Source organism: Streptomyces sp. NRRL B-24085 (assembly GCF_001282115.1).
Taxonomy (GTDB): Bacteria; Actinomycetota; Actinomycetes; order Streptomycetales; family Streptomycetaceae; genus Streptomyces.
Map to the genome: position 1 here is coordinate 1 of NZ_LJBR01000447.1, position 4,758 is coordinate 4,758.

Genomic DNA, 4,758 nt, shown 5'->3' on the forward strand with positions numbered 1-4,758 from the left:
GCCGTCGGTCCGTTTGCCCTCGTGGCGGACGGCCCCCGAGGAGTGCCGGGGCTGGTTGTAGAAGACGAAGTCGGCGTCCGAACGGACCTTTCCGCCGACCAGCAGCAGGGCCGAGGCATCCGCGTCGGGCACCCCCGGTCCGGTGCGCCAGCCCAATTCGACGCGCAGTGCCGTGGTGGGCACCGGAGCGTTCGATCCTTTCGACATTGACATGTCCGCCCCCATCGGGTGTCGGCAGGCCAGGACGCGCCCCGGCGATCCTTCGAGTTCTACCCGCTCAACCTATTCCCCGGGGGCAGCGAACTCCCATCCCGCGGACCGGAAGATCGCCGGTCAACCCTCGGTAACCCGCTCGGAACTCGGCCTTTACCGGGATGGGACCTGGATTGGCGTCCTTTTTTGCCGAGTTCGCTCGCATTGGGGGTCCCAGGTCACTGCCGACACGGAAAACAACCCTCTTATCGGTCTCCCCAACCAGCACATCGTGGGCTTAACTTATGTGCCATGACCTCCCCCCGCTCCACTTATGGCGGCGGCTACTACTCCGCCTCCTTCCCGGACACTCCGATCTACGACTCACTCGTGGCCGAGCGGGGCACCCCGCAGATCGCCCCGATCCGGGTCCCGGCCGCGTACGACGTCCCGGCAAGCCACCACCTGCCCGCGCTGCCGTCCGCGCTGCCCGCTCTTCCCGCGGGCCCCTCCCAGTCCGCCTACGGCTACCCGCAGATGCAGCAGCCCTCGCCGCTGCAGCAGGCGCCCGCGGCCTACATCCCGCAGCAGGCCGCCGCCCCCCGCGGTTATCCCGGTCCGCAGCAGCAGCCGCGTCCGGCCGGCCCCGGCATGGCCACGGGCTACGAGGCGATGCGCCCCGCGGCTCCCCGGCCCGCCCCGGCGGCCCCCTACCAGGACCCGTACAACCAGCAGTACCGCGGGTACTGATTTCCCCTCCCGGGCTGTCGGTGCCGCCTGGCACGATGGCCCCATGGGGAATTCACAACTGCTGTCGATCCATGTCCATCCGGTCAAGGCGTTCCGGGCCCTGGCGCTCCGGGAAGCCGAGGTGGAGCCCTGGGGGCTGGCCGGTGACCGGCGCTGGGCGCTGGTCGACGACGGGGGAAAGGTCGTCACCCAACGACAGCAGCCACGCCTCGCGCTTGCCGCCGCCGAGCTGACGCCCGGCGGCGGCGTCGTGCTGTCGGCGCCCGGCATGGACCCGCTGACCGTGTCGGTGCCCGAGCCGGGCGAGACCGTCACGCTGGACCTCTTCGGCGACAAGATCGAGGGGGTGCCCGCCGCCGACGCGGCCGCGCACGCGTGGTGCAGCGAGTACCTCGGCGCGCGAACCCTCCTGGTCCACATGGACGATCCCGCCACCCGCCGCCCGGTCGAGCCCGAGTACGCGCTGCCGGGCGAGACCGTCACCTTCGCCGACGGATACCCCCTGCTGCTCACCTCCGCGGCCTCCCTCGACGCCCTCAACTCCCTGATCTCCGAAGGCCCGCACGCGGCCGAGGGCCCGCTGCCCATGAACCGCTTCCGGCCGAACGTCGTCGTGGGCGGCGCCGACGCCTGGGCCGAGGACGACTGGTCGCTCGTCGCCATCGGGGACGTCACCTTCCGGGTGGCCAAGATGTGCGGACGGTGCGTAGTGACCACCACCGACCAGGACCGGGCACTGCGGGGCAAGGAGCCCCTGCACAGCCTGGGCCGGCACCGGCGCCTCGGCGGCAAGCTCGTCTTCGGACAGAACCTGGTGCCCCGCTCCCGGGGCACGATCCGGGTCGGTGACCCGGTCACGATCCTCGAATAGGGGGTCGGCGCGGCGGCCGGAGGACGGAGTCCCGGCAGAGATCCACCCGGGGCCGGACCGCGGGAACACCGCCAAGGGGCCCGCACGTTGGAGCCTTCGTGAGGAGTTCATGAGAGGACCCGGCCGCAGGTGATTTCGCTCTCTCTTCGGCCGGTCCCGCGCGTGGACGACTCCGTCAGGGGTTATCACGGAGCGGGAAGGGGGTGCGGACGGTGCGAGCGATCAGCGGACTCTGGCGTTGGCGGCACAACCCGCTGTGCCGCCGGACCGATCTGGCGGAGGCCTGGGCCGGCCTCCTGGCCCTGCTGCTGATCCTGGCCGTCGGACCGGTGATCGGCGCCGTCACCGGCACCGCGGCCCAGGACGCGCTCCAGCGGTCGGTCCGTGAACAGCAGGACTCCCGGCGGCTGGTGACGGCGACCGTGGTCCGCGAACTGGACCGGTCGCCCCTGGACGCCGACCCGGAGGCCGCCTCGGGGCGCGAGCCGCGCACCCGCGTGGTGGCCGACTGGACCGCCCCGGACGGCAGCACGCACCAGGGCACCGTCATGGCCGCCCTCAAGCCGGGGCGGCCCTGCTGACCGCAGGCCTGATCGAAGGCGCCAGACGGCTCGCCGTCTGGCGCATGGTCCGCCGCAGGTACGCCCGTTGGGACCAGGCCTGGGACCGCGCGGGCCCGGACTGGGGCCGGACCGGCACCGGGAGCTGACGGCCTCACGGCTCTGGTCAACCCACCACCCGCGCGCACGCTACGGTGGACCGGCCGAGGTTCCTCGGCAGCACAAACCCGCGTACTACGAGGTGGGGGCACGGCAACGCCATGGCACAGGGCACGGTCCAGGTGACGCACACCGGCACATCGCGGTGGCGGCGCCGCACGGGTGAGTACGCGTCGCTCGCCGCTGCCCTGGAGGCCGCGGCGGACGGGGACGTCCTGACGATCGCGCCCGGCACCTACCGGGAGAACCTCGTCGTGCAGCGGGCGGTGACCCTGCGCGGCCCCGAGGGTTCGCCCGGTTCCGTGCGGATCGCGCCCGTGGACGGGGTGCCGTTGACCGTGCGGGCCTCCGCGGTCGTCCAGGACCTGCACGTGGAGGGCCAGGACGCGGCCGCGCCCGCCCTGCTCGTGGAGGAGGGCACACCGGAGCTCGCCGACATCCGGGTCGTCACGCGGTCCGCGGCCGGCATAGAGGTGCGCGCAGGCGCGCGCCCGACCGTGCGGCGCTGCACCGTCGACAACCCGGCCGGCATCGGCATCGCCGTACTGGACGGCGCGGGCGGGGTGTTCGAGGAGTGCGAGATCGTCGCGTCCGGCCAGTCCGGGATCGCGGTGCGCGGCGGTGCCCACCCCCGCCTGGAGCGCTACCGCGCACCTCACCGACTGCGACGTGCACCGCACCACCGGCGACGGCGTCACCCTCGACACCGACGCGGTGCTGACCCTGGCCGACTGCCGCATCCACGACATCCCGGAGAACGCGGTCGACCTGCGCTCCCGCTCGGTGCTCACGCTGACCCGCACGACGGTCCGTCAGTTCGGGCGCAACGGCCTGTCGGTGTGGGACCCGGGAACCCGCGTGGACGCCAACCAGTGCGAGATCTTCGACAGCACGGGCGACTACCCGGCCGTCTGGGTCAGCGACGGCGCCACCGCCGTACTGGACTCCTGCCGGGTGCACGACGTGCCGGACGCCCTGTTCGTCCTGGACCGCGGCTCCCGCGCGGACGTCGTCGACAGCGACATCTCCCAGGTGCGCAACACCGCCGTGTCGGTGAGCGACGGGGCCATCGCGCAGCTCGACGACTGCCGGATCCGGGACGCGGCCACCGGCGCCTGGTTCCGTGACCACGGCAGCGGCGGCACCCTCAACGGCTGCACGGTGGACGGCACCCAGACCGGAGTGATCGTCACGAAGGGCGCCGACCCGACGATCGAGCGGTGCACGGTCGACTCCCCCGCGGAAGCGGGCTTCTACGTGTCGGCGGGCGGCCGGGGCAGCTTCCTGAACTGCCGGGTGACGGGCAGCGGCGGGTACGGCTTCCACGTGATAGACGGCTGTCGTGCCACGCTCCGGAAATGCCGCACCGAGCGCTGCGCGCGCGGGGGTTACGAGTTCGCGGACGCCCCGGACGCGGCCGCCGGAGCGGGCCCCGTCGTCGAGGACTGCACCAGCGACGAGAGCGGCGGCCTGACCCCGCCCGCGGCCCGGGAGACGGTCGTGCAGACGGAGTCCCGCTCCCCCGGTCTGCTGGGGTCGATCCCCGGCCAGCGCGCCGCCGAGCCGGCGCCGCCGGCCGCCCCCGACGAGCCGGCGAAGCCCGCGCGCACCTCGAAGGACGTCCTCGGGGAACTCGACGCCCTGGTGGGCCTGGACAGCGTCAAGCGCGAGGTGCGGGCGCTCACCGACATGATCGAGGTGGGCCGGCGCCGCCGGGAGGCGGGCCTCAAGGCGGCCTCCGTCAAGCGCCACCTGGTCTTCACCGGCTCCCCCGGCACCGGCAAGACGACCGTCGCGCGGCTGTACGGCGAGATCCTCGCCTCCCTCGGGGTGCTGGAGAAGGGGCACCTCGTCGAGGTGTCCCGGGTCGACCTCGTCGGCGAGCACATCGGTTCCACGGCCATCCGCACCCAGGAGGCCTTCGACCGGGCGCGCGGCGGTGTGCTGTTCATCGACGAGGCGTACGCGCTGTCGCCGGAGGACTCGGGCCGTGACTTCGGCAAGGAGGCCATCGACACGCTGGTGAAGCTGATGGAGGACCACCGGGACGCGGTCGTGGTGATCGTCGCCGGCTACACCGCCGAGATGGAGCGGTTCCTTTCGGTCAACCCGGGTGTGGCGTCCCGTTTCTCACGGACCATCACCTTCAGCGACTACAACCCGGACGAACTCCTCAGCATCGTGGAGCAGCAGGCCGAGGAGCACGAGTACCGGCTGGCGCCGGGC

The 4,758-nt window shown here is 72.7% G+C and carries 3 protein-coding genes and 2 pseudogenes; 4 read left to right on the top strand and 1 reads right to left on the bottom strand.

Annotated elements, in window-relative coordinates:
- Positions 1-225 (bottom strand): TerD family protein (locus tag AOJ26_RS36165; RefSeq protein ID WP_199828904.1); only part of this gene is annotated, 225 nt, incomplete at its 3' end.
- Positions 226-504: 279 nt separating this feature from the next.
- Between AOJ26_RS36165 and AOJ26_RS36170 the strand changes: the two genes are divergently transcribed.
- The 4 genes and pseudogenes from AOJ26_RS36170 to AOJ26_RS36185 all read left to right on the top strand — a co-directional run.
- Positions 505-942 carry a DUF6643 family protein gene (locus AOJ26_RS36170; protein ID WP_053852592.1) on the top strand — a complete coding sequence of 146 codons (438 nt, stop codon included), beginning with the start codon at positions 505-507 and terminating at the stop codon, positions 940-942.
- Between the two features lie 43 nt (positions 943-985).
- Positions 986-1,813: an MOSC domain-containing protein gene (locus AOJ26_RS36175; protein WP_053852593.1), complete on the top strand. Its 828-nt coding sequence runs from the start codon at positions 986-988 to the stop codon at positions 1,811-1,813.
- Positions 1,814-2,025: 212 nt separating this feature from the next.
- Positions 2,026-2,522 (top strand): annotated as a pseudogene (locus AOJ26_RS36180) (hypothetical protein).
- 111 nt (positions 2,523-2,633) lie between these two features.
- Positions 2,634-4,758: pseudogene (locus tag AOJ26_RS36185) on the top strand (right-handed parallel beta-helix repeat-containing protein); the annotation flags it as partial.